This is a genomic window from Phytohabitans kaempferiae (assembly GCF_042433955.1).
Taxonomy (GTDB): Bacteria; Actinomycetota; Actinomycetes; order Mycobacteriales; family Micromonosporaceae; genus Phytohabitans; species Phytohabitans kaempferiae.
The window spans coordinates 13,078-35,119 of sequence record NZ_JBHLUH010000004.1; the positions used below are offsets into that span (position 1 = coordinate 13,078).

20 protein-coding genes and 1 tRNA gene are annotated in these 22,042 nt (G+C 70.8%); 12 read left to right on the plus strand and 9 right to left on the minus strand.

Going from position 1 to position 22,042, the window contains the following annotated elements; translation table 11 throughout:
* Positions 1 to 9 precede the first annotated feature (9 nt).
* Positions 10 to 3,030 (minus strand): UPF0182 family membrane protein, encoded by a 3,021-nt coding sequence (locus tag ACFFIA_RS01150; RefSeq protein ID WP_377243902.1) that lies wholly within the window; start codon positions 3,028 to 3,030, stop codon positions 10 to 12.
* A gap of 137 nt (positions 3,031 to 3,167) precedes the next feature.
* Positions 3,168 to 4,184 (minus strand): YlbL family protein, encoded by a 1,017-nt coding sequence (locus ACFFIA_RS01155; RefSeq protein WP_377243905.1) that lies wholly within the window; start codon positions 4,182 to 4,184, stop codon positions 3,168 to 3,170.
* A gap of 154 nt (positions 4,185 to 4,338) precedes the next feature.
* Here ACFFIA_RS01155 and ACFFIA_RS01160 point away from each other — a divergent pair, with 154 nt between their 5' ends.
* Positions 4,339 to 5,481, plus strand: a complete 1,143-nt coding sequence (locus ACFFIA_RS01160; protein ID WP_512700713.1) for a zinc-dependent metalloprotease — start codon at positions 4,339 to 4,341, stop codon at positions 5,479 to 5,481.
* 91 nt (positions 5,482 to 5,572) lie between these two features.
* Here ACFFIA_RS01160 and ACFFIA_RS01165 read toward each other — a convergent pair whose 3' ends face one another.
* The gene (locus ACFFIA_RS01165; RefSeq protein ID WP_377243911.1) at positions 5,573 to 6,169 is read right to left on the minus strand and encodes a hypothetical protein; all 597 of its coding nucleotides are present in this window, start codon (positions 6,167 to 6,169) and stop codon (positions 5,573 to 5,575) included.
* Positions 6,170 to 6,220: 51 nt separating this feature from the next.
* Here ACFFIA_RS01165 and ACFFIA_RS01170 point away from each other — a divergent pair, with 51 nt between their 5' ends.
* The 7 genes from ACFFIA_RS01170 to ACFFIA_RS01200 all read left to right on the plus strand — a co-directional run bounded on the left by ACFFIA_RS01170 (position 6,221) and on the right by ACFFIA_RS01200 (position 11,816).
* A complete protein-coding gene (locus tag ACFFIA_RS01170; RefSeq protein WP_377245618.1) occupies positions 6,221 to 6,622 on the plus strand; it encodes an HIT family protein in 402 nt (133 codons plus the stop codon).
* Positions 6,623 to 6,685: 63 nt separating this feature from the next.
* Positions 6,686 to 7,348 carry a peptide-methionine (S)-S-oxide reductase MsrA gene (msrA, locus tag ACFFIA_RS01175; RefSeq protein WP_377243914.1) on the plus strand — a complete coding sequence of 221 codons (663 nt, stop codon included), beginning with the start codon at positions 6,686 to 6,688 and terminating at the stop codon, positions 7,346 to 7,348.
* Positions 7,349 to 7,472: 124 nt separating this feature from the next.
* A complete protein-coding gene (locus tag ACFFIA_RS01180) occupies positions 7,473 to 7,781 on the plus strand; it encodes a type II toxin-antitoxin system prevent-host-death family antitoxin (protein ID WP_377243917.1) in 309 nt (102 codons plus the stop codon).
* A 3-nt stretch (positions 7,782 to 7,784) separates the two neighbouring features.
* Positions 7,785 to 8,303 (plus strand): type II toxin-antitoxin system RelE family toxin, encoded by a 519-nt coding sequence (locus tag ACFFIA_RS01185; protein ID WP_377243920.1) that lies wholly within the window; start codon positions 7,785 to 7,787, stop codon positions 8,301 to 8,303.
* A 352-nt stretch (positions 8,304 to 8,655) separates the two neighbouring features.
* Positions 8,656 to 9,639, plus strand: coding sequence for a ribonuclease Z (locus ACFFIA_RS01190; RefSeq protein ID WP_377243923.1), 984 nt, complete (start codon positions 8,656 to 8,658; stop codon positions 9,637 to 9,639).
* Entirely contained in the window at positions 9,600 to 10,103 is a 504-nt protein-coding gene (locus ACFFIA_RS01195; protein ID WP_377243926.1) for a GNAT family N-acetyltransferase, read from the plus strand. The genes ACFFIA_RS01190 and ACFFIA_RS01195 overlap by 40 nt, the downstream gene beginning before the upstream one ends.
* A gap of 768 nt (positions 10,104 to 10,871) precedes the next feature.
* Positions 10,872 to 11,816: a S1C family serine protease gene (locus tag ACFFIA_RS01200; protein WP_377243929.1), complete on the plus strand. Its 945-nt coding sequence runs from the start codon at positions 10,872 to 10,874 to the stop codon at positions 11,814 to 11,816.
* A 19-nt stretch (positions 11,817 to 11,835) separates the two neighbouring features.
* Here the strand turns inward: ACFFIA_RS01200 and ACFFIA_RS01205 are convergent, their stop codons facing one another.
* Both ACFFIA_RS01205 and ACFFIA_RS01210 read right to left on the minus strand, forming a co-directional pair.
* On the minus strand, positions 11,836 to 13,206 hold the full coding sequence (locus tag ACFFIA_RS01205) for a cystathionine beta-synthase (protein ID WP_377243932.1): 1,371 nt from the start codon (positions 13,204 to 13,206) through the stop codon (positions 11,836 to 11,838).
* Between the two features lie 4 nt (positions 13,207 to 13,210).
* Positions 13,211 to 13,564, minus strand: a complete 354-nt coding sequence (locus ACFFIA_RS01210) for a YkvA family protein (protein ID WP_377243935.1) — start codon at positions 13,562 to 13,564, stop codon at positions 13,211 to 13,213.
* 96 nt (positions 13,565 to 13,660) lie between these two features.
* Here ACFFIA_RS01210 and ACFFIA_RS01215 point away from each other — a divergent pair, with 96 nt between their 5' ends.
* From ACFFIA_RS01215 to ACFFIA_RS01225, 3 genes are all read left to right on the plus strand, one after another.
* On the plus strand, positions 13,661 to 14,725 hold the full coding sequence (locus ACFFIA_RS01215) for an SGNH/GDSL hydrolase family protein (RefSeq protein WP_377243938.1): 1,065 nt from the start codon (positions 13,661 to 13,663) through the stop codon (positions 14,723 to 14,725).
* Positions 14,726 to 14,791: 66 nt separating this feature from the next.
* Positions 14,792 to 15,580, plus strand: coding sequence for an SGNH/GDSL hydrolase family protein (locus tag ACFFIA_RS01220; protein ID WP_377243941.1), 789 nt, complete (start codon positions 14,792 to 14,794; stop codon positions 15,578 to 15,580).
* 25 nt (positions 15,581 to 15,605) lie between these two features.
* On the plus strand, positions 15,606 to 16,853 hold the full coding sequence (locus ACFFIA_RS01225; protein ID WP_377243944.1) for an acetyl-CoA C-acetyltransferase: 1,248 nt from the start codon (positions 15,606 to 15,608) through the stop codon (positions 16,851 to 16,853).
* A gap of 110 nt (positions 16,854 to 16,963) precedes the next feature.
* Here ACFFIA_RS01225 and ACFFIA_RS01230 read toward each other — a convergent pair whose 3' ends face one another.
* From ACFFIA_RS01230 to ACFFIA_RS01240, 3 genes are all read right to left on the minus strand, one after another.
* Positions 16,964 to 17,224, minus strand: coding sequence for a hypothetical protein (locus tag ACFFIA_RS01230; protein WP_377245621.1), 261 nt, complete (start codon positions 17,222 to 17,224; stop codon positions 16,964 to 16,966).
* 115 nt (positions 17,225 to 17,339) lie between these two features.
* Entirely contained in the window at positions 17,340 to 18,152 is an 813-nt protein-coding gene (locus tag ACFFIA_RS01235; protein WP_377243947.1) for a Bax inhibitor-1/YccA family protein, read from the minus strand.
* A 343-nt stretch (positions 18,153 to 18,495) separates the two neighbouring features.
* Positions 18,496 to 18,576: transfer RNA gene (locus ACFFIA_RS01240), tRNA-Leu, on the minus strand.
* 100 nt (positions 18,577 to 18,676) lie between these two features.
* Between ACFFIA_RS01240 and ACFFIA_RS01245 the strand changes: the two genes are divergently transcribed.
* Positions 18,677 to 20,527, plus strand: a complete 1,851-nt coding sequence (locus ACFFIA_RS01245) for a hypothetical protein (protein ID WP_377243950.1) — start codon at positions 18,677 to 18,679, stop codon at positions 20,525 to 20,527.
* Here ACFFIA_RS01245 and ACFFIA_RS01250 read toward each other — a convergent pair.
* Positions 20,524 to 21,843 carry an NAD(P)/FAD-dependent oxidoreductase gene (locus ACFFIA_RS01250; RefSeq protein ID WP_377243953.1) on the minus strand — a complete coding sequence of 440 codons (1,320 nt, stop codon included), beginning with the start codon at positions 21,841 to 21,843 and terminating at the stop codon, positions 20,524 to 20,526. The two genes, ACFFIA_RS01245 and ACFFIA_RS01250, sit on opposite strands and share 4 nt — an antisense overlap.
* Positions 21,844 to 22,042 lie beyond the last annotated feature (199 nt).

Consider the following 22,042-nt stretch of genomic DNA (forward strand, 5'->3'; position numbering starts at 1 on the left):
ATCCGCAGGTCAGCCGCCCCCTGGTGTCGCTGACGGGGATGCCGGTGGTGAGGCTGCCGTGCCGGTCGGTGCCGGTGTGGCGTTGTTGGCCGGGCGGTTGGCGGCGTCCAGCGCGGACTGGAACTCGGCCATCGCCGCGTCGAAGGCTCGCAGGGCGCGGCCCTCGCGCTCGAAGTCGTTGGCGGCCCGGGCCGCCTTGACCTCGGTCCACGCCTGCTCGACCTTCGCCGCGGCGGCTGCCAGCTCAGGCGTGAGCGTCATGTTGCCCGGTGGCTGCTGCGGCGGGTTTTCGCCCTCGGGCGGATTTTCGCCCTGCGGCGGCTGCTGCGGCGGCTGGCCGGACTTGCCGAGTTCGACGAGTTGGTCGATGCCTTCCTTCAGCGAGTTGGCCAGCACGACGTACGAGCCACCGTCGCCGTACGACATCAGGACCTTCTGGAGCACCGGGTAGGCGTTCTCCTGGTTGCTCTTCACGTAGACCGGCTCGACGTAGAGCATGCCGCCGCCGAACGGGAGGGAGAGCAGGTTGCCGTAGAGCACCTGCGCCTGGTTCGACGAGAGCAGGTTGAGGTCCTGTCTGATCTGGGCGTTGGTGTTGGTCATCCGTTGGTGGACCTGCACCGGGCCCTGCACCGCCGTCTGGTCGGGCAGCTCCCACACCTGCAACTGTGGCTTGCCGTCGACGTAGGAGCCGGAGATGATCGCGGCCAGGTTCTGCCGGCCGAGTGGGGTGACCGCCGAGGTGATCTGGAAGCGCGGCTCTCCCTGGTTGGGGAACTCGGTGTACAGGTAGTACGGCGGCTGCTTCACGCCCGTGTCGGGGGCGTCCGGCGTATTGGGCACCTCCCAGAAGTCCGACCCGTTGAAGAACTCGCCCGGGTCGGTCACGTGGAAGCGGGCCATCAGGTTGCGCTGCACCTTGAAGAGGTCAGCCGGGTAGCGGAAGTGCGCGGACAGCTCGGCCGGCGTTTCCGACTTAGGCGTCACCAGGTCGCCGCCGAACGCCTTGTTCCACGCCTTGAGCACCGGGTCGGCCTCGTCGAACTCGTACAGCCGGACCGTGCCGTCGTACGCGTCCACCGTGGCCTTGACCGAGTTGCGGATGTAGTTGACGTTTTCCCGGGCGAGCTGGAACGTGCCCACGTTGGTCAGCTCGTCGGCCGTCTCGGTCTGGAGGTTGACCCGCTGGGAGTACGGGTAGGTGCCGGCCGTGGTGTAGCCGTCGAGGATCCACACGATGCGGCCGTTGACCATCGCGGGGTACGGGTCGCCGTCCATGGTGAGGAACGGCGCCACCTTCTCCACGCGGTCGCGGGGGTTACGCACGTACAGCAGCTTGGAGTTGTCGTTGACCGCGTCGGAGAGCAGGAAGTTGGACTCCCGCTCCTTGATGCCGTAGAGCAGCCGCCGCATGAACGAGCCGATCTCGACACCGCCCTCGCCGGTGTACGTGTAGTTGATGCCCTGGTCGTCACCGCCGCCGGTGGGGCGGTCGTACTCGACGTTGCGCTCGGGGTCGGTCTGCCCCACGATCGCGTAGTCGGCGCCCTGCTGGCCGCCGCCGACCCGCTCGCCGTAGTAGATGCGCGGCTGCTCGACGTCGATCTGCTCGGTCCGCGAGGCGCACTGCTCGGCGGTCTGGTCGTCACCGAGGAAGCCGGAGACGAAGTAGGGCTGGCCGCCACAGACCACCTGGTTGGCCGGCGCGCCGACCAGCCCGAAGCCGTGCGTGTAGACGGTGTGGCGGTTGAGCCAGTTGCCCTGCTGGGCGGTGAGGCGGCTGTAGTTGATCTCGCGGACACCGACCACGTAGTCCTGGGTCTTGCCGTTGATCGTGTACCGGTCGATGTCGAGCTTCTGCCCGAAGTCGTAGAAGCCACGGACCTGCTGGAGCTGCGTGTACGACTGGGAGACGAGCTCGGGGTCGAGCAGCCGGATGTTGGGCACGACCGACGTGTCGGTGGCAAGCTCGGGCGGCGGCCGAAGATTGGTGGCGTTGTATCCCTCTACGGCGGCATCTCTGAGCCCGAACGCGTCGCGCGTCGCGTTGATGCTCCGCTCGATGTAGTCGCGCTCCTTGTCGCGGAGGCTGGGGTTGACCTCGAAGGTCTGCACCGCCCACGGGTAGATGCCGCCGATCGCGACCGCCGAGATGCCGAGCAGCGCGAGCGAGACGCCGGGCCACACGAGGTTACGCATGACCGCGTTGGAGAACACGATGATCGCGATGGCCACGACCACCGAGATGTACGCCAGGATCTCCTTGGCCGGCAGCAGCGCGTTGATGTCGGCGTAGCCCGCGCCGTAGAGGTTGGGCGGGTCCTGCTCGAGCAGGAGGGCGCGCCGGTCCAGCACGTACGCGATGGCCTTGAGCAGCACGAACGCCGCCACCAGCGAGGTCAGGTGGGCGCGCGCGGCGGTCGTCATGCGGTCGCCGATGCCCTGTAGCCGCACGCCGCCGAAGATGTAGTGGACGGCGAGGGCGCCGAGCACCGAGAGCACGACGGCGGTGAAGCCGACGCCGAGCACGTATCGCCAGAAGGGGTACTCGAAGACGTAGAAGCTGACGTCGATGTTGAACTCGGGGTCCTGGACCCCGAACGGCGTCGAGTTGCGGAAAAGCAGCCAGTCGCGCCACCGGCTCTGGCCGGAGAGGCCGGCGAAGAGGCCGATGATCACGGAGAGTACCGCGATCCACGTGCCGATGCGGGGGCTCAACACCATCCGGTACCGCTCGAGCGTCGCCTGCTCCGCCGAGTGCGGCCGCAGCAGGGGGCGCAGCCGGTAGGCGAGATAGAGGTTGCCGCCCACGACCACGGCCATGGCGAGGCCGATGGCGAGGAAGAGCAGGATCCGGGTGGTCAACACGCCGGTGTAGACCTGCGTGTAGTCGACCTCGTCGAACCATAGCCAGTCGGTCCACACCTCGACCGCCCAGCCCATCAAGGTGAAAAGTAGGAACACCCCAATGAGGACGCCGACGGTGACGCGGCCCCGCCGGCTCATTCTCGGCAGAGGACTGCTACGCATGACCACGGTAAGCTCCGCACGCTTGTTGACTGATCCGCTCCGATCAGGCACCTACAGTACGGGGTGTACCTGAAAGTCACGCGCCCCAGCCCTACCCTGCGGGTCTTACGCGTGCCGCGGCCCCGCGGAGGGTCGTCTCAGCACAGCGTCGGCTGGCCGCCGTCACGGAGCGTCTTCAGGGCGGCGAGCGCCTCTTTGAGCGTGGCCACCTTGACCAGCGGAAGGCCGGGGCGGGCGTTGGCCCTGGCCTCGGCGCAGTTGTCGGCCGGGGTCAGGAAGACCACCGCGCCCGCCTCCTTGGCGCCCACGAGCTTCTGCGGGATGCCGCCGATCGGGCCCACGTTGCCTTCGTCGTCGATCGTGCCGGTACCCGCGATGATCTTGCCGCCGGTGAGGTCGTCAGACTCGATCTTGTCGATGATGCCCAGCGCGAACATCAGGCCCGCGCTCGGCCCGCCGATCTCCTCCAGGTCGATCTTGAGCTCGAACGGATGCGGCTGCTTCGACTCGATCTCCACCCCGATCCGCGGCGGCTCGCCGTCGGCCGCGCGGGAAGTGATCTTCGCGGTGGCCGTCGCGTCGCCCCGCGTGTACTCGATGGACAGCTCCGTGCCGGCCGGCTTGGCCCGAATCAGCTCGGTGAGCTTGGGCGCGCTCGTCACCGCCTGGTCGCCGACCTTGGTGATCACGTCGCCGGCGCTCAGGATGCCTTCGGAGGGGCCGCCGGCGGTGACGTTCTTGACCGACACCTGTACCGGAAATCCCAGCTCGCGCAGCGCGGCGGTCTCGGCGCTGCTCTGCGATGCCCGGAAGTCCTCCGCGTTGCGCTCCTCCACCTGCTGCTCGGTCTGGTCCGGCGGGTAGATCAGCTCGCGCGGTACGACCGCCTCCTCGTCGCTGAACCAGCCGGCGATCGCGGAGAGCAACTTGACGTCGGGCTGCACGCCCACGGTGGTCAGCCGCAACTGCCCCGCCGAGGTGGTGGTTTGGGCGCCGGTGACCTGAATGACCTCTTTGCCGTCGTCCTTGCCCAGCGTGTCGACCGTGGGGCCGGGACCGAGCACCACGTACGGAATCGGGGCGGCCAGCACCCCAGCACTCAACAGCGCGGTTATCAACGCGCCGAGGAGAACCGTGACACCGCGACGTCTCATGCGCGAAGCGTACATACCCGGGTTTCACCCTGAGCTGAGAGCGCGGGCCGCGCGTTGGGACGGGGCCGGGCGTACCGTTGGTGACGTGCCTGATATCCCGTTCGGCTTCGCTCTCCCGGGCGCCCAGCCGCCCGACCCCAACGATCCGCAGCAGATGCAGCAGTTCATGGCTCAGCTGCAGCAGTTGCTCGCGACGCCGGGCAGCGGCCCGGTCAACTGGGACCTTGCCCGCCAGGTCGCTGTGAGTCAGCTCGGCTCGGCCGACCCGGCGGTCAACATATACGAGCGCAACGAGGTCGACGAGGCGCTCCGCCTGGCCGATCTGTGGCTTGAGCCGGCCGCCGCGCTCCCCTCGGGCATCCGCACCTCGGTCGCCTGGACCCGCAACGAGTGGATCTACAACACGCTCGACGTGTGGCGCAAGCTGTGCGACCCGGTCGCCGGCCGCATGGTGGCCGCGATGGGCGACCTGGTGCCGCCGGAGGCGCGCGCCCAGCTCGGCCCGATGCAGTCGATGGTCACCACGCTCGGTGGCGCGCTCTTCGGCGGCCAGCTGGGCCAGGCGCTCGGCTCACTCGCCGCCGAGGTGCTCTCCGCCGGCGACATCGGCCTCCCCCTCGCACCGGCCGGCACGGCCGCGCTCGTCCCGGCCAACATCAGTGAGTACGGCAAGGGGCTCGAGCTTCCCCTCGACGAGGTGCGCCTCTACGTGGCGCTGCGCGAGGCGGCCCACCAGCGCCTGTTCCAGCACGTGCCGTGGCTGCGCGGGCATGTCCTGACGGCCGTCGAGACGTACGCGGTGGGCATCACGGTCAACCGCGAGGCCATCGAGGAGGCGATGAGCCGCATCGACCCCACCAACCCGGAGTCGATGCAGGCGATCGCGCTCGAGGGCATCTTCACACCGGAAGACACGCCCGCGCAGAAGGCGGCGCTGGCCCGGCTGGAGACCGCGCTCGCACTGGTCGAGGGCTGGGTCTGCCACGTGGTCGACCAGGCCGCCGCCGACCGCCTCCCCAATGTCGTACGCCTCGGTGAGGCCTTCCGCCGCCGCCGCGCGGCGGGCGGTCCGGCGGAGCAGACCTTCGCCGCGCTGGTCGGCCTTGAGCTGCGTCCCCGCCGGCTGCGCGAGGCCGCAGCGCTGTGGGCGGCCCTCACCGAGCACCGGGGCACCGCCGGCCGCGACGCCCTGTGGGGCCACCCCGACCTGCTCCCGTCGGAAGACGACTTCGCCGACCCGCAGACCTTCGCGCGGTCCCAGCTCGACCTGGGCGACCTCGGCGACCTCGGGCTGTAACTCACAGGCTCACCGCTCGGGCCCTGCGCACCGCCACCAGGCGGGGGCAGGGCCCGCGTGCTTCGACGGCCGTCGGCCCGCCGCGCCGCAGTCAGGCGGAGAGCAGTGCGCGGGTCGTCTCCCAGCCCTCGACGGCGGGGTCGAGCGTGGCCAGGTCGGCCGGGCCGCGCAGGCGCCGCCACCCCGGGCTCGACCCGACGTCCGGCAGGTGGGGCGCGGCCGACCGCACCCCGGCGATCGAGCCACCGTCCAGGTCGACGGCGGGCAGCCAGTCCGGGGCGGGCAGCCGCGCCGCCATCCCCAGCAGCCCGGGCCCCGGGTCGGCGGGAGCGACCGCGATCGGGCGCGTGGTGAGTGGGCGCAGCAGCTTGCCCAGCAGCAGCCCGGGCACGTCCGGCGCGTCGGCCGCCACGGCAGCCGCCTGGTCGAAGCCGTCCTTGGCCGCCGCCGCGAAGATCGCACCGGCGGTGAGATCCGGCACCTCGTACACCGGCATCGAAGGCCATGCCACCGACTCGGCCAGCGCACGGTCGGCGGCGAGCGCGGCGATGGCCGGCTCCACCTCGTTGAGCGTGGCCAGCAGGTCGACGACGTCTTCGGCGAACGCGGCGCGCCAGGTCGCCGGGTCTACGCCAGGCGGACTCCAGGTCACCGGCCCCAGCACTGCGATCACCACTCGCCGCGTCACGATGCCCAGGCTATCCGGCCGCTGGCCTACCCTTCCGGAGTGGCTGACTGCTTGTTCTGTGGCATCCTCGCCGGCTCCGTCCCCAATTTCGTGGTGGCGGACGAGCCCGCGGGCTTCGCGTTCCTCGACACCAGGCCGGTCTTCAAGGGCCACACGCTCGTGGTACCCCGCGACCACGCCGTCGTCCTCGCCGACCTCCCCGCCGACCAGCTCGCCCCCTTCTTCGGCCTGGTGCAGCGCGTCGCGGTGGCGGTCGAGGAGGGTCTGGGAGCCGGCGGCACGTTTGTGGCGATGAACAACAAGGTGTCGCAGTCGGTCGCCCACCTCCACGTACATGTGGTGCCCCGCACCAAGGGCGACGGCCTCCGCGGCTTCTTCTGGCCGCGCACCAGGTACGCCTCAGGCGACGAGGCCCGCGAGTACGCCGGGAAGATCTGCGCCGCTCTGGGGTAACCAGACCCTTGGTAAGGGTTGGCCGGCACGCGGTGTTACAGACAGCGGAGAAAGGAGCTCGCAGTGTTCTTGCGGCGGATGAAGCATGAAGTGCCCTCCCCCGACCAGGCCCTGCCCGGCCGCTCGATCGAGATGCCGGTAGCCGACCGCCACACCGTGCTCGGCACCCCGTTGCGCGGCCCCTGGCCGGAGAGCGCGGAGGTGGCGGTCTTCGGGATGGGCTGTTTCTGGGGCGCCGAGCGCCTGTTCTGGAGTCTCCCCGGCGTGATCTCCACCTCGGTCGGTTACGCGGGCGGCTACACGCCCAACCCCACTTACGAGGAGGTCTGCTCCGGCCAGACCGCACACGCCGAGGTCGTCCAGGTCGTCTACGACCCCAGCCAAATCGGATACGAGCAGCTGCTGAAGGTCTTCTGGGAGAACCACGACCCGACCCAGGGCATGCGGCAGGGCAACGACGTCGGCACGCAGTACCGCTCGACGATCTACACCACGACCGACGAGCAGCGCGTGGTGGCGGAGGCGTCGAAGGCGGCCTTCGCCCCGGTGGTCGCCCGCAGCGGCCGCGGCGAGATCACGACCGAGATCGCCCCGCTCGACGAGTACTACTACGCCGAGGACTACCACCAGCAGTACCTTTCAAATGACAAAAACCCCAACGGGTACTGCAACCACGGCCCCACTGGCATGACCTGCCCGATCGGCGTGGCCAAGACTGAAGGTTGAGCCATAGTCGGGGGAGGCCCACGACGTCTCGTCGGGGCCTCTTTCCCACTCGCCCGCTGAGTGATCGCATGCGAATCTCCAGCCAGGCTTGGCCACTCTGTACAGATTCCTATACAGTTTGCGCGTGACGATCCTCCACGATCCTCGCCAGGTGAGCGTGACCGAAGCAGCTCAACGAGGCGTTGCCGGCCTGGTGTCCGACGCGGAGCACGGGTCGGACGTCGTGGTAACACGCAGACAGAAGCCTGTGGTGGCCGTCGTCAGCATGCGTCGACTCGCCGAGATCGAAGAAGCCGTGGCGGACCTGCACGACCTTGCGCTAGTACTCGCTCGCTCAGCCACAGACGACGGCCGGCGCACGTCTTTCGACGACGTTCTCACGGCCTTCGGCCACACCCGGGAGTCAATCCAAGAGCTCCCAGACGACCAGTGACCGATGGCTGAGATCACCTTCACTGACGCAGCCATCGACGATCTGCGACGCATCGGTCCCGAGGCTGTTCCCAAGGTTCTCAAGAAGATCCTCCTCCTCGCCGAGAACGCGGAGGCCGGCTATCCGCTCGGTGGCGCACTAAGCGGCTTTCGGAAGCTGATCGTCGGACGCAACACCTGGCGGGTCATCTACCGCATCACGGACGACAAGGGGATCGAGATCTGCGAGGTCTGGGCCGTCGGTGAGCGCGCCGACGCCGAGATCTACCGCGAAGCGACCGCTCGTCTCCATGACGCGTCCGAGGCCAAGCCTGGATTAGCGACCCTAGCCAAGGTCGTAGAACGGCTGGGCCGACTGGCCGGCGACATCACTGTTCCCCAGGCACAACCGAGAGAGCCCGTCCCAGCCTGGCTCGCCGAGCGTTTGATCTACACGGCTGGTCTTCCACGTGAGCAGGTCGCCGCACTGGATCTTCACCAAGCAGTTGATCTTTGGACCGCCTACGTGTCGGGGCAGAGATAGCCACAAGCCCGATACGGAGCATCCTTCGGACTCCAAGACGGAGTCCTGAGGGCTCGGCGCCGGGCTGGCCGTGTGGCGAAATAGCCGTTGCCGATCAACTGTCGCGGTGGATAGCGTGGCGGTACACGGGAAGGGAGGTGGTCCAGCTTTGTGTAGCAATAGGACTCGTGAGGTGGCTGTCCGCTAGCCGCTGTCCTTGACACAGCACGTCGTCGAGACCGTGTGGCAGCGGTGCGGCGAATCCAAGTCAGCCACCCGACCCCCGGGGTGCCGGCCCAGTCCAGCCGGCCCGCGCGAGCGCGCGGAAGCCCCGGGGGTCGCTGCATTTCCGAGCCGGTCGAGGGGAGGCAGCGTGCGTGAGTTCGTGGTGCTCGGCACGGCCAGCCAGGTGCCTACCCGCCACCGCAACCACAACGGCTACCTGCTCCGGTGGGACCGGGAGGGCATCCTCTTCGACCCGGGCGAAGGCACGCAGCGCCAGATGCTCCGGGCGGGCGTCGCCGCCTCCGATGTGACGCGGATCTGCGTGACCCACTTTCACGGCGACCACAGCCTCGGGCTGCCCGGTGTGATCCAGCGCATCTCGCTCGACCGGGTGCCGCATCCGGTGGTCGCCCACTTCCCGGCCGGCGGCGCGCACTTCTTCGCCCGCCTGCGGTACGCGACGAGCTTCTACGACCAGGCCGACATCCGCGAAGCCCCGATCACCGGCGACGGCCCGATCACCAGTGAGCCGATGCCGAGCGGGCCGCAGAGCGAGATCATGATCGAGGCGCGCCACCTCCACCACTCCGTCGAGACCTACGGCTACCGGCTCACCGAGCCGGACGGGCGGCGCATGCTGCCGGAGCGGCTGGCCGCGTACCAGATAGCCGGTCCAGCCGTCGGGGAGCTCATCCGCCGCGGCCACCTCGACCTCGACGGGCGCCGTGTGCACATCGACGAGGTGAGCGCGCCGCGCCCCGGGCAGAAGTTCGCGTTCGTGATGGACACCGGGCTGTGCGACAACGTGTTCGCGCTGGCCGAGCGGGTCGACATGCTGGTCATCGAGGCCACCTTCCTGACCGAGGACGCCGCGATGGCCGCCCAGGTCGGCCACCTCACCGCGGCCCAGGCCGCGCGCGTCGCCACCGAGTCGGGGGTACGGCGACTCGTGCTCACCCACTTCTCCCAGCGCTACGACGATCCGGCGCGCTTCGTGGCGGAGGCGCGGGAGCACTTCGACGGCGATCTGGTGGTCGCGGAGGATCTCATGACGGTGCCGGTACCGCCGCGGGTCCAGATAGCCTCGGAACAATGGGGTTCACGATCCGATCCGCGGGCGAGCGGGACCTGACCGCTGTCGGGACGTTGCACTACCAGTCGCGTGCCGCGGCATACTCGGGCTTCATCCCGCGCGAGGCGCTCACCGCGATGCCGGTGTCCAGCTCGATCGACTACTGGACCGAGCGGTGGCGCTACGAGCGCGAGACCCACCAGTTGACCGTGGCGGCCGAGGGCGACGGTGTGGTGGGCTTCACCTACCTGGGGCCGGACGAGGAGCCCGGCACCGGCATCCTGCAGGCGATCCACGTCTCGCCGCAGGTGCAGGGGCAGGGCGTGGGCGGCGCGCTGATGGCCGACGCGCTGGAGAAGCTCGCCGCGGCCGGCTGGCACCACGCGGTGCTCTGGGTCCTGGAGCAGAACGCGCACGCGCGCGGCTTCTACGAGCGCGGCGGATGGCGGCCCGACGGGGCGCGGCGGGAGGACTACATCGGACCGGCGCTGGTGCACCAGATCCGGTACGCCCACCCGCTCTAGGAAGGTGTCCGGAGGATCGGCTGGGCGAGAGTACGTGACCGATGTATGCGGGGGAACCGGTGACCACGTACCCTCGCCCGCCGTACCCAACCCAAACCGGGGGAAACGCCTGGCCGGAGGCGCCGGACCGACGGAGGCTTGCCGGTCTCCAAGCTTGGGTGGGCCTTGCGGGGCGCCTCGGTGCTGGCGGGGCACCTCGGCGTCGACCGCGGGTGTAGAAGTCTCGAAGTGTCAGTCGAAGGGGCCGCGGTTGGTGGGACCCCACCGGCCCGCCCCGCCCAGGTCTTCGCGCCACCCGGGTAGTGCGCGGAGCCCGTTCAGGTCGTGCCGTGCCGTCCACGCCTCGCGCCAGGGCCGGCGGGATGCCGCCTCGGCGCGTTGGGCGAGCCGTCTGGGTTGGCAGGGCCACTCCGAGCCGCACCAGACACACTTGCCGTCGTGGTCGGGTTGTGCGTGCCGGCCGAGCATGGTTTGTGCGTCTCGCCAGAGCAAGCGGTCCACCACGTCGGTCGGCTCCGTGTGGTCAATGCTGACCATTCCGTCCGTCCCCCTTTCGGGAGCCACGCCTAGTCAACGTGGTTCGCGAGCTGCCTGATCGGACAGCTTGTGCGACGCAGGTAGATTGCCACTTTCGGGGTATTAATGAGTCTTTTTCACCATGGCCCGGAACCCGCCTCCACAAGATCGTATGAGCAGCCCGAAAGGGGCGTTCGCTCAGAGCGGATGACAGCCGGGCATGGCGCTCGCAGCCGGTGCGTTGCCAGCATCATGAGCACCGAACGCGAAATCGAGCGGGCGGCGCTCGACGCGTACTCGCAGGTCGTCACCGGTGTGGCCGAGCGAGTGCTGCCGAGCGTGGCCGCCCTCGCCGTCCGCACCGCCCGTGGTGGCGGTGCCGGCTCGGCGGTCACCTTCACCGACGACGGATTCCTCCTCACCAGCGCGCACGTGGTGGCCGGCGCGACCGGTGGCACCGCGACCTTCGGCGACGGGCTGGAGACGCGGTTCGACGTGGTGGGCGCCGATCCCCTCTCCGACCTCGCCGTCCTCCGGGCGCACGCGGTCGGCGCTCCCCCGGCCGAGCTGGGCGACGCCGACGGGCTGCGGATCGGGCAGCTCGTGGTCGCGGTGGGCAACCCGATGGGGCTGGCCGGCTCGGTCACCGCCGGCGTGGTGTCCGCCCTCGGGCGGTCGATCCCGGCCCGCGACGGCCGCAACGTACGGCTGATCGACGACGTGATCCAGACCGACGCCGCACTCAACCCCGGCAACTCGGGCGGCGCGCTCGCTGACTCGGCCGGGCGCGTGGTGGGCGTCAACACGGCGGTCGCCGGATACGGCCTGGGGCTCGCCGTGCCGATCAACTCGACCACTCGTCAGATCATCGGCGAGCTGGTCGCCAACCGCCGGGTCCGCCGGGCCTGGCTGGGCGTGGCCGGCGTACCCGTGCCGCTGCAACCCCCGCTCGCCGAGCGCCTCGGCCAGAAGGCGGGCCTGCGCGTGGTCGAGGTCGTGCCGGGCAGCCCCGCCGGTGTGGCGGGGATCTACCTCGGCGACGTGATCCTCTCCGCGGGCGGGCGCCCGGTGAGCAACGTGCAGGCCCTCCAACGGCTCATGCTCGGCCCGGCGATCGGCACTCGCCTTCCGCTCACCGTGCTGCGTAAGGGCGCGCTCGTCGACGTCGTGACGGTCCCGGCCGAGCTGGACCGTTGAGCCGGCTCCTGGCGGGAAGCTAGCGCGCCCCGAGGTGGGCGAGCAGGTCCTGGCGGGTCAGCACGCCCTGGGGCTTGCCGTCGACCAGCACCAGCGCGGCGTCCGACTTTTCCAGCAGGCGTACCGCCTCGCTCACCGGCTGCCCGCCGCCGACCATCGGCAGCGCGGGGCCCATGTGCCGCTCGATCGTGTCGTGCAGGTGGGCCTGGCCGGTGAAGAGGGCGTCGAGCAGGTCCTTCTCCGCGATCGAGCCGGCCACCTCACCGGTGACGACCGGCGGCTCGGCCTTGAGCACGGGCAGCTGGGAGACCGCGTACTCGCGCATGTAGTCGATCGCGTCCCGGACCGTCTCGGTCGGATGTACGTGCACCAGCGACGGCAGCCCGCCCGGCTTGCTGGATAGCGCGTCGAGCACGGTCGGCTCCGCGCTGCCGCTGTCCAGGAAGCCGTAGCGGGCCATCCACCCGTCGTTGAAAATCTTCGAGAGGTAGCCGCGGCCGCCGTCCGGCAGCAGCACCACCACCACGTCGTCGGGGCCGGCACGGCGGGCCACCTCGAGCGCCGCCTGGGCCGCCATCCCGCACGAGCCGCCGACCAGCAGCCCCTCCTCGCGGGCGAGCCGCCGCGTGAGGTCGAACGAAGCCCGGTCCGACACCTCGACGATCTCGTCACAGATCGACCGGTCGTACGTCTCCGGCCAGAAGTCTTCGCCGACCCCCTCGACCAGGTACGGCCGGCCGGTGCCGCCCGAGTACACCGAGCCCTCCGGGTCGGCGCCGATCACCTTCACCGCGCCGCCGGAGACCTCCTTGAGGTATCGCCCGGCGCCGGAGATCGTGCCGCCGGTGCCCACGCCCGCGACGAAGTGCGTGATCCGCCCCTCGGTCTGCTCCCACAGCTCGGGGCCGGTGGTCTCGTAGTGCGAGCGGGGGTTGGCCGCGTTGGCGTACTGGTTGGGCTTCCACGCGCCGGGGATCTCCCGGGCCAGCCGGTCGGAGACGTTGTAGTACGACCGGGGGTCCTCGGGGGCGACCGCGGTGGGGCAGACCACGACCTCGGCCCCGTACGCCCGGAGCACGTCCTGCTTGTCCTGGCTCACCTTGTCAGGACAGACGAACACGCACTTGTATCCGCGCAGTTGGGCGACGAGTGCGAGGCCGATGCCGGTGTTGCCGCTCGTCGGCTCGACGATCGTGCCGCCCGGCTTGAGCAGCCCGGCGGCCTCGGCCTCCTCGACCATCTTGAGTGCGATGCGGTCCTTCACGGAGCCGCCGGGGTTTACGTATTCGACCTTGGCAAGGACCATCGCCTGGATGCCGGCGGTGACGTTTCGCAGCCTGACCAGCGGGGTGTTGCCGATCAACTCGACGACGTTGTCGTAGTAGCGCACCTGGTCAGACTACGTGCCCTGGGACGTAGCTCCGCTGCCTGGCGTCCCACTCCAGGAAACGCTCGGTCTCCGCCAAGATCGCACCGGCCAGCCAGGCGATCACCACCGCATCGTCGATCAAGCCGACCACGAGCAGAAACGCCTCCGGCACGAGGTCGATCGGCGACGCCACGTACGCGGTCGCGGCGACCATCATCGCCAGCCGCACGCCGCCGTCGTAGCGCCCGGCCATCGTGGCCCACATCATGCGCGGGAGGGCGGCCAGGCGTGCGCCAAGCGACGGCCCACCCCGCGCCCCCGCGGTCAGCGCCCGGCCGAGCGCGGTGAACGCCGCCGTGCGGTTCAAGGTCCTACCCATCAGTCCATAGTGCCCCGCGGCTACAAACCCCAAGCGTGTCGTGCCGCCGCGATAACCTCGTAAGCCTCAGGAGATAAACGGCGGCGGGGGGCGCTGATGAGTCCGAGGCGGGGGGATCCGTGGCTGCTCGCGCGGCGGGCGGCGATATTGGTCGGGGCCGGGGTCGGCGTGACCGGTGCCGCCGCGGCGATGGGCGTGGGCGTGATCGTGGGGCAGGCCAAGGCCGCCCGGCGGGTGATCCCGCAGGCCGAGGCGCCGCCGCCCCGCGGTGACGGGGTCTACGGGCCGCGGCTCCCCGGCAAGCCGATCACGATGGTGGTGCTCGGCGACTCCTCCGCGGCGGGGTACGGCGTGCGCCGCCCGCGCGAGACCCCCGGTGCACTGCTCGCCACCGGCGTCTCCCGCCGGTTGCGGCGCCCGGTGCGGCTGCACCGTTTCGCCGTGGTCGGCGCGATGTCCGTCGGGCTCGGCCGCCAGGTCGAGGCGGCGCTCGAAATCCGGCCCGACCTGGCGATCATCCTGGTCGGCGGCAACGACGTCACGCACCGCGTGCCCACCAGCACCGCCGTGCGCCATCTCGTCAACGCCGTACGCGACCTGCGCGCCGCCGGTGCCGAGGTGGTCGTCGGCACCTGCCCCGATCTGGGCACGATCCGCCCGATCAAGCCGCCGCTGCGGTGGCTGACCCGGCACTGGAGCCGCCATCTCGCCGCCGCCCAGACGGTGGCGGTGGTCGAGGCGGGCGGCTGGACGGTGTCGCTCGGCGACCTACTCGGCCCCCGCTTCACGGCCGAGCCGCTCCGGCTCTTCTCGTGGGACCACTTCCACCCCTCCGCGGACGGATACGCGATGGCGGCCGCCGCGCTGCTGCCCACCGTGCTGGCGGCCCTGGGCGCGGCGGAGGAGCGGCGCCTGGTGCTCGCGCCCGGCGAGGGCGTACGGTCGCTGCCACAGGCCGCGCAGGAGGCCGCCCGCCAGCCCGGCACCGAGGTCAGTGGCGCCCAGGTGGCCGGGCGCGACCGCGGCCCGGAGGGGCGGTGGGCGCGGCTGCGGCGGCGCTCGGCACGGTTTGGCCATTCCCGGGCGGAGGAGGCCGAGACCTCTGTCGATGCCACCGTACCCTTGGAGGGGTCCGTCACCTGCGGCCACGAGCGAGACTGACCGGGCAGGGGTGGTTCTCCCGCCGACGAGCGGGTACCACCTCAAACGAGACGAGAGGACAACGGCATGCCCACGGCGCGACAGCTGGGCCGCGCGACGGTGATCACGCTGGTCGCCGGTACTGTCGGCGGTGCCGCGCTGCTGGCCGGCGAGGCGGTCATCGCCCGTAACCGGCGATACGCCCAGCCTGAGCTGGGGCTGGCGCTGCGCACCACGATGGGCCCGGAGGGCGCCCCGCCGCTGCGGCTGGTGCTGATGGGCGACTCGTCCTCGCTTGGCGTGGGCGTGGAGCAGCTCGCCGACACGCTCGGGGGCCAGCTCGCCACGATGCTCTCCGAGGGCACACCGACTCTGCCCGCCCGGCACGTGCAGCTCTCCAGCGTCGGCGTCTCCGGCTCCCGCTGCACTGATCTGGCCACGCAGGTGGCGCGGGCACTGCTCGGCGGGCGCCCCGACGTGGTGGTGATCCTGATCGGCGCCAACGACGCGACCTCGCTCCGCCGCCCCGCGGAGGCCGCCGCCTACCTGGGCGCCGCGGTCCGCCGGTTGCGGGACGCGAGCGTCGAGGTGGTCGTCGGCACGTGTCCCGACCTCGGCGCCGCGCGCGCCATCGCCCCTCCGCTGCGCCAGATCACCGGCTGGCTGGGGCGGCGGATCGCCCGGGCGCAGGCCAGGGCCGTTCGCGCGGCAGGTGGCACGGTGGTCGACCTGGCCAGCGAGACCGGCGCGGTGTTCCGGGCCGACGCGGGCACGCTCTGCTACGACGGCTTCCACCCCTCGGCCGACGGCTACCGCGTGTGGGCGCACGCACTGCTGCCGGCGGTGATCCGAGCGGTGGTTCCCACTTCCCGCTGAAGTTACCGGCGAGTACGGTAGCGGTATGCCGAACGCCGTCATCGTCGCCACCGCTCGCTCGCCCATCGGCCGGGCACACAAGGGTTCACTGCGCGAGGTCCGCCCCGACGACTTGGCCGCCACGATCGTCCGGGCCGCCCTCGACAAGGTGCCCCAGCTCGACCCCGCCGAGATCGACGACCTCTACCTCGGTTGCGGCCTGCCCGGCGGCGAGCAGGGGTTCAACATGGCCCGCGTGGTGGCCACGATGCTCGGCTACGACCGGCTCCCCGGCGCGACGCTGACCCGCTACTGCGCCTCGTCGTTGCAGACCACGCGGATGGCGTTCCACGCGATCGCCGCCGGCGAGGGCGACGTCTTCATCTCGGCGGGCGTGGAGTGCGTCTCCCGATACGCCCGGGGCAACTCCGACGGGCTGCCGCCCGAGGCTCAGGCGCTGGTCGGAGGCGGTTGGGAAAACCCGCTCTTCGCCCAGGCGCGGGCCCGATCGGCGGATCGTACGCAGGCCGGCGCGCCCGTGTGGCAGGACCCGCGGGACACCGGCGACATACCCGACATCTACCTGGCCATGGGGCAGACCGCGGAAAACCTCGCCCAGATCTACGGCGTGACCCGCGAGGAGATGGACGAGTTCGGCGTACGCAGCCAGAACCTCGCCGAGAAGGCCATCGCCGACGGCTTCTGGGCGCGCGAGATCACACCGGTCACCGTCCCCTCCGGCGAGGTGGTGAGCGCCGACGACGGTCCCCGCGCCGGCGTGACCCTGGATGGCGCCGCGGGGCTCAAGCCGGTATTCCGCCCGGATGGCCGGATCACCGCCGGCAACTGCTGCCCGCTCAACGACGGCGCGGCCGCGGTGGTCGTGATGAGCGAGACGCGCGCCCGCGATCTCGGCATCACGCCGCTCGCCCGCATCGTCTCCACCGGCGTCACCGCGCTCTCCCCCGAGATCATGGGGCTCGGCCCGGTGGAGGCATCCCGCCAGGCGCTCGCGAGGGCCGGCATGACCATCGACGACGTCGACCTGGTCGAGATCAACGAGGCGTTCGCGGCGCAGGTGATCCCGTCGTACCGCGACCTGTCGATCCCGCTGGAAAAGCTCAACGTCATGGGCGGCGCCATCGCGGTCGGGCATCCGTTCGGCATGACCGGCGCCCGGATCACCGGGACGCTGCTCAACGCGCTCGACTGGCACGACAAGACGATCGGCCTGGAGACCATGTGCGTCGGCGGCGGCCAGGGCATGGCGATGGTGCTGGAGCGGCTCAGCTGACGAGCTGAAGGACCTGCGCCAAGAGACAGACCTGGGCTACCGCGATGTCCGCCGTCGTCCAGGCCGCTGCTCCCGCAGCCTCACCCTCCGCCGTCGCGTCGCGCTTTCTCCTAGCTGAGCGTGGCCTGCACCGCCCGCACGTCGGCGACGGCCGTGGCGATGACCGGCTCGGGGGGCGCGGCGGCGAGCAGGTCGGCGGCGACCACGCGCAGTTGGTCGGTCAGCGCCGGGTCGGCGACCAGCCGGGGCACCGGCCGGCGCGGCTCGCCCTCCGCGTCGGCGGCCAGGTCGGCAATCCGCTGCACCAGGGCGTGTACGAGGTCGCCCCGCGTGCCCTCCGGCCCGGCCGGCACCGCCCAGCGGGACGCCATCCAGTGACCGGTCTGGCCGACGAAGAGGTCGACCGCCCGCCGCAGCTCCACGCGTACTCCTGACAAACGCCGAGGGCGCCCCCGCTCGGGGGCGCCCTCGCATACTTTCAGACGGTCAGTCGTCGCCCTGGAAGTAGCTGATGAGGCGCAGCATCTCCAGGTAGAGCCAGATCAGGCTCACCAGGATGCCGAACGACGCCACCCAGGAGTAACGCTGCGGCAGACCCATCCGCACGCCCTCTTCGACCTCGTGGAAGCTGAGGATGAAGCTCAGCGACGCCACCACGATGCAGACGAGACTGAAGCCGATCGCCAGCGGGCTGCCGTCGCGCAGTCCGGTGTTGATGTCGAACAGCGCGAGCACGAGGTTGATCAGCATCACGGCGAAGAGGCCGGCCATCGCCGCCACCACGCCGCGGACGAACCGGGGGGTCGCCCGGATCGCGCGGATCTTGTAGAGGATCGCCATCAGGAAGAAGACGCCGAACGTGGCGGTGACCGCTTGGAGCACGATGCCGTCGTACAACGACTCGAACGCCTTGCTCACCATGCCGACGAAGACGCCCTCGACGACCGCGTAGGCCACGACCAGCGCGGGGTTGGCCATCCGGGAGAAGGAGATGACCAGGCCGAGCGCGAGGCCGATCAGCGCCGCGCCGATCCAGGCTGCCCCGGCCAGCGAGTCGGGAATCAGCGTCCACGCGGCGGCCGCGGAAACGCCGACGATGCCGAGCAGGGTGACGGTCTTGACGACGACGTCGTCAACGGTCATCGGCCGCACAGTGGGGGGAGCGGCCGGGTAGTCGGTCGTCGGGTACGGTGCGTCGTATCCGGGCTGGCCGTGCGGACCGACCGGGGCGTACCCGGCAGCCCGCTCGCGCTCGGCCGCTTGGCCGAGCCGGGCCAGCACCGGGTTGGAAGTCTTCACGTCAAGCCTCCCTGACAGGGTTTAGTGCACAACTCCGTGCCCCACCAAGGGTAAACGCCAATCGCGACAAACAGGGAGACCACCTACCTGGGGCGCCTCGCCAGCCCAGGCGCCGCACGCGCCGCAAAGGTGCCGGTGCTGGTACTGCCGGGACTCGAACCCGCATGCCTCGCGCCATGGCGCGAACGCCGTACCCGGTGGTGCCGGTGCTGGTACCGCCGGGACTCGAACCCGCATGCCTCGCGCCATGGCGCGCACGCCGTACCCGGTGGTGCCGGTGCTGGTACCGCCAGGACTCGAACCCGCATGCCTCGCGCCATGGCGCGAACGCCGTGCCCGACGGTGCCCGGGGCGGGACTCGAACCCGCATGCCTCGCGGCAGCCGCTTTTAAGGCGGCCGTGTCTGCCGTTCCACCACCCGGGCCGGCGTGGGCAGAAACAATGTTCGCGCAGAATGCCACGGTAGCGGGTCGAGGGCCACCAGGACGCACCCGGACGGCTCGGCGGGCACTAGGGTCGAGGCCGTGACCAGCACAGCCCGCGCCGCGCAATCCCAGGCCGGCCAGGCCGCACACTCCACCACTCCGGCCCCTCGCACCACCAACGTCACCGGCTCGGTGCGGACCAGGATCGCCTCGCTGGCCAGGTCACACGCGCGCGACCTCGCGGTCTGCGTGGCATTCGTGGCGCTCGCCGCCTGGGTCACGCACGGGCTCTGGCCCAACCCCAACGAGCGCGTGCTCGCCCTCAATCCGGAGGACCAGACGCTCTACGAGTGGTTTCTGGCCGCCGACACCAAGTTCGCCTTCGGCGACTGGGGGCTGCTGACCGACCGGCTCAACACGCCCGACGGGGTCAACCTCCTCAACAACACCACCGTGATCGCGCTCGGCACGATCTTCACGCCGGTCACGCTCGCGTTCGGGGTACCGGTGACCTTCGCGCTCATCGCCGGTGGCAACCTCGCGGCCACCGCGATCGCCTGGTACTTCCTCTTCACCCGCGTGCTCCGCGGCAGCCGGCTGGCCTCGGCGCTCGGGGCCGGGCTGTGCGGCTTCGGGCCGGGCATCATCTCGCAGAACAACAGCCACCTCCACATGACCGCCCAGTGGCTGGTGCCGGTCATGGTGTGGCTCGTGGTGCGGCTGGCCCGGGCCGCCGACCCGGCCGCCCGGCCGGAGGGCGTCGACCGCCGCCGCGTGCTGACCTCCGCGCTGTGGCTGGCCGCCGTCGTGACCATCCAGGTCTTCATCGGCGAGGAGGTACTGTTCCTCACCGCCGTGACCATGGTCCTCCTCGCCATCGGGTACGGGCTGTCGCGCCTCGCGTACGCCCGCCGCGTGCTGCCCACCTTCGTGGCCGGCATGCTGATCGCGGTCTCGGCGGCCGGCGCCGCGCTGGTCTATCCGCTGTGGTTCCAGTTCAGCGGGCCGGGCAGCGTGCCCAACGGCGTGTTCAGCGCCTACTACTTCTCCGCCGACCTGCTCAGTTGGGCCGCCATCTCACCACTCTCGGTGCTCGGCACGCCGGAGGCGGCCCGGCTCTCGACGGGATCGGCGGAGTACAACACCTTCCTCGGCTGGCCGCTCCTGCTGGTCACCGTGGGCAGCGTGATCTGGCTGTTCCGCGAGCCGCTCGTACGGGCCACCGCCGCCGCGGGCATCGTGATGGCGTGGCTCTCGCTCGGGCCCAAGATGGTGATCGACGGCGAGCGCACGTCCATCCCCGGGCCGTACCTCGCGCTGGTGGGGCTGCCGGTGGTCGAGGGCGCGCTGCCAATGCGCTTCGCACTGGTGCTGCTGCCGCTGGTGGCGACGCTGGTGGTACTCGTGTTCGACCGGGCGCGGGCGCACGTCTCCCGGCCGGTGCGCCTTCTCGTACCGGCCGCGGTCGTCGTGTCACTGCTCGCGATCTTCCCCAAGCCGCTGCCGACCGAGGAGCGCCCGCCGCTGCCCCAGTTCATCGCCGGCGGGCACTGGCGGCAGTGTGTCGAGCCGGGGGGCGTGCTGGTGCCCGTACCCCTGCCGACGCCACCGGAGCCGTGGGCGATGCGGTGGGCGGCGGCGGCCGACACGGAGTTCGGCGTCCCCGAGGGGTTCTTCATCGGGCCCTACGGCCGGCAAGGGCGGGCGTCGATGGGCACTTACAAGCGCCCCACCTCGCAGCTACTGGCGCAGGTGGCGAAGCAGGGCGGGCGCCCGGCGGTGGGCGAGCCGCAGCGCCAGGCGGCCCGCGCCGACGTCGCCTTCTGGGGCGCCTCCTGCGTGGCCGTCGCCGCGGACCAACCACACCGCGAAGACCTGGTGGCCACGCTGGAGGCGCTCTTCGGCCCCAGCACCGTGATCGCCGACGCCTGGACCTGGAAGGTGGGCTAACCCACCTTCGGCGTCACCTCGGTGAACTCGTCGCGCGGGTCGTGCAGCTGGCCCAGCGCCACCACCTCGCGGCGCAGGAAGAAGGCCAGCGTCCAGTCGATCACCACGCGGACCTTGCGGTTGAGCGACGGGATCCGGCTCACGTGGTACGTCCGGTGCATGAACCAGGCGAGCGGGCCGGTGAGCTTGATGCCGTACACCTGGGCGACGCCCTTGTGCAGGCCCAGGCTGGCGACGCTGCCGGCGTGCTTGTGCTTGTACGGCAGCGGCTCCTTGCCCCGGATCACCGCGCGGATGTTGTCGGCCATCCGCGCCGCCTGGCGTACGGCGTGCTGGGCGCTGGGCGAGCAGTACGTGCCGGGCGGCCCCGTGAGGTCGGGCACCGCCGCGCAGTCGCCGGCGCTCCACGCCCCCTCGACCACGCGATCACCGTCGGCCACCTGGAGCGTCGGGAGGCAGGTGACCCGCTTCTTGTCGTCGCGGGGCAGGTCGGTGTCGTCGAGCATCGGCGAGGGCTTGACGCCGGCCGTCCACACGATGGTGTCGGAGGCGAAACTGTCGCCATCGGACAGCTTCACCACACCGTCCACACAGGAGTCGAGCCGCGTGTCGAGGCGAATGTCCAGGCCGCGCTTGAGGAGCTGCTGCACCGTGTACGCGCCCATGTCACGATCGACCTCGGGCAGCACGCGCTGGGTCGCCTCGACCAGCACCCAGTGCATGTCGGCGACGGTCAGCTCGGGGTAGTACTTGAGCGCGTCGCGCGCCATGTCTTCCATCTCGGCCAGCGCCTCGATGCCGGCGTAGCCACCGCCGACGAAGACGAACGTCAGCGCGCGGCGCCGGGTCTCCGGGTCGGTCGTGACGGCCGCGACGTCGAGCCGGTCGAGCACGTGGTTGCGCAGGTAGATGGCCTCACCGATGGTCTTGAAGCCGATGCCGTGCTCGCGCAGCCCGGGGATGGGCAGCGTGCGGGACACCGAGCCGGGCGCCACGATCACCTGGTCGTACTCGATCTCCAGCGGCGGCCCGATGATCGGCTGCACGGTGGCCATCTTTCGACTGTGCTCGATCCGGGTGACCGCGCCGGAGACGATCTTGCAGCGCTTCAGCTCGCGACGCAGTGGCACCACCGAGTGCCGGGGAGAGATGTTTCCCGCCGCAGCTTCCGGCAGGAACGGCTGATACGTCATGTGCGGCTGCGGGTCGACGACCGTGACCTCGGCCTCGCGCGCCCGGAGCTTCCGGCACAGCCGCAGGGCCGCGTACAGGCCGACGTGGCCGGCCCCCACCACAAGGATCCGTTGCGGATTCACGACCTCAATCATTCCCCTGTGGGCGCCGTTACACCTGGTCCATGGCGCCATCTGTGACCGCCGATACGACCGGTGTGACGGCTGCTACCACGTGGCGACCGCTCCCGCTCGGCTTTCGGCGACTTCGGGCGCCGAAAGGCCGCCTTTTCGACGCCAGCGGGCTGCCTTTTCGGCGACTTCGGGGCGCTTTCCGGGCGGG